This is a genomic window from Achromobacter sp. 01N37, assembly GCF_056399725.1.
The window spans coordinates 1-2,047 of the sequence record NZ_JBFTRX010000036.1 but is presented as its reverse complement, the minus strand read 5'-3'; the positions used below and the strand labels follow the sequence as shown (position 1 = coordinate 2,047).

At 57.8% G+C, this 2,047-nt stretch carries 2 protein-coding genes; both read right to left on the bottom strand.

Features of this window, described 5'->3' with window-relative positions; all coding sequences use genetic code 11:
• Positions 1–1,391: type VI immunity family protein (locus tag AC1DSJ_RS30065; RefSeq protein WP_476760466.1), on the bottom strand; the 1,391-nt coding region annotated here is incomplete at its 3' end.
• Positions 1,388–2,047, bottom strand: a 660-nt coding sequence (locus AC1DSJ_RS30060; protein WP_476760465.1) for a VRR-NUC domain-containing protein, incomplete at its 5' end; no start/stop codon positions are given. The genes AC1DSJ_RS30065 and AC1DSJ_RS30060, both read right to left, overlap by 4 nt.

Here is a 2,047-nt window from a genome sequence, read left to right as displayed (position 1 = left end):
CAATGCCACGTCACCGGCTGGCCTTGATAAGCCGGCAGCGGTTCATCCTTAGCGACGGTGCACAAGATCGATCCTTTCTCGTCGGCGCGCCATCGGCCGGCGCGTGGAGCGGGTTGGCCGGTCTTTGCCTGCCGCGCCGGTTCCGGTTCGGGTGCGCGTTGATCAATGTCGCGCTGCCAGATAACGCGGCCTCGAGAGGCGTTTTGCGAGACCGGCGGTGCGAACTCTCCGGCCTTGAAGTAACGGCGGGAATGGGTCTTGGCGAGCGTGTACCACCAGCCTTCCGAGGGAATCGGCTCCCCCACGACGACGTGGGTGGCCGTAGGCTCGACGGGTGGGTCGCCCGGGGTCAGGCCGCGAATCTCCGGCGTTGGCCAATCGCTATCGTCATCGAAGCGCGCCAGCCAGCGCTGGGTGTCGATGCGGTCGAAATATTCGTTCGGGTCGCCATCCCATTCACCAAAGCCAGTCAGTTCCAGTTGCGGATGCCGGATACGCCGGAGCAGACGGTTGAGCAGAACGGGAAGTTCAGGCACGCCGAGTTCAACGGGATACAGCTCAGCTTGCGGACCCAGTTCAATCCATTGCCCGCAGCTGAGCGTGTCGATGCGGATGCGTGGGTCGTTGAGATGAGCGATAACGTCTTCGCGCGAGACCGAGAGCTTTTCGCGCCAGATGTCGGACAGGAAGAAGCCCCAGGTGGGGGGGCGAATGCCTGAGGGCAGTCCGGGCGTAAAGGCCATTCCAAATGGATAATCTGTGTCCAATCCGTAGAAATGCGGCGCAAGCGCGCGATCCCAGACCGCCGTTTCGGAACGCATTCCAAATTCCAGCGGGTTACCCATGGCGAACCCGCTATAAACCTGGGCGGGTTTCAGCCGGCCAATGGTGTGCAGGACAAATCGCCGCCAAGCATCCTTGTTATCCAACCACCATTGCCAACGGTAGTAGAACTGGATGCTTGAGTAGTCCTGCTCTTCGTTGCCCCTGTCGGACTTTCGCCATAGATAGGCGGCGTGGGTGGGAGAGCTTTGATGGTTCTTTTCGTCAGTGAACTCGACGGTAAAGGACCTGTGAACTGGCGTTTTTCGAGCCCAATTCCGCACATCACCTAGTCGCGCTGAACCATAAGGGTGAGGGCGTTCCGAATCCGGGTGCGTAGCGATGGTGTAGGGATAGCCCAAGCACTTTTCAAAGTCCTCGTGGATATCGATCATCTCCAGCGTGGTCTGCAGGACATGATCAGGCGGGTAGTTGAAGTAGAACGTCAGGAAAGGCGTGACCGCCAATTCGAAGGAACCGTTGTGACTGGCGGTATTCGGCCATTTCTTCAGGTCTTCGATCATGCCAGCAAGATCATCGTCATCAATCAACGGGTTGCTCGCGCTCATCTTCCTCTCCTGCCATGTCGTCCGCCTTGCTTGTCATTTTCTGTTGAAGATGGGTGATAGCCCGTGCAGTCTTCCGGCACCCGCAAAAGCGCCACCTTTTGGCTGTCGCGGCTCATCAACAGTACGTAGTCTTCTATCTGCTTTTTCTTGACCCAATCGTTCGGAAACTTGATCTCGACCGCTGCAAATACGTTTTCAACTTCAAACGGCTGCTGGCGATACTCCACAATCACCAGATCCGGCGCCAGGCTTCCTTTCGGGCGGGGCCAAAAAGGAAAATATTTGCTGATCCGTTTTGGCCGCGTGGATGGCTCACCCAGCATGGCGGCAAACGACGTGCCGTTGTAATTCGGCTCCGCCTTCAGCGGACTTTGCCAGGCCAGCAAATCGTCCACGGCTTCAAACACCAATGACGCGGTGGTCTGCTTTAACGCGATATCAATCGTGGTTTCAATGACGTCGCCGGGGATCTTCTTGCGGATTCTTCTTGGTACTGTCAATGGCGACTTCAACGCCCACTGGCAGACCGTGCTGATCACGGGGCGGAACGGTATCTTGCGTTCGATGTACTGTTTGAAGGTCACGTTTTCGCTGCGCCCGCGCGACACCGTCGTGTTGCCGCCCGTGCGCACGAACGTAGAGCTCTTGATCTTGAT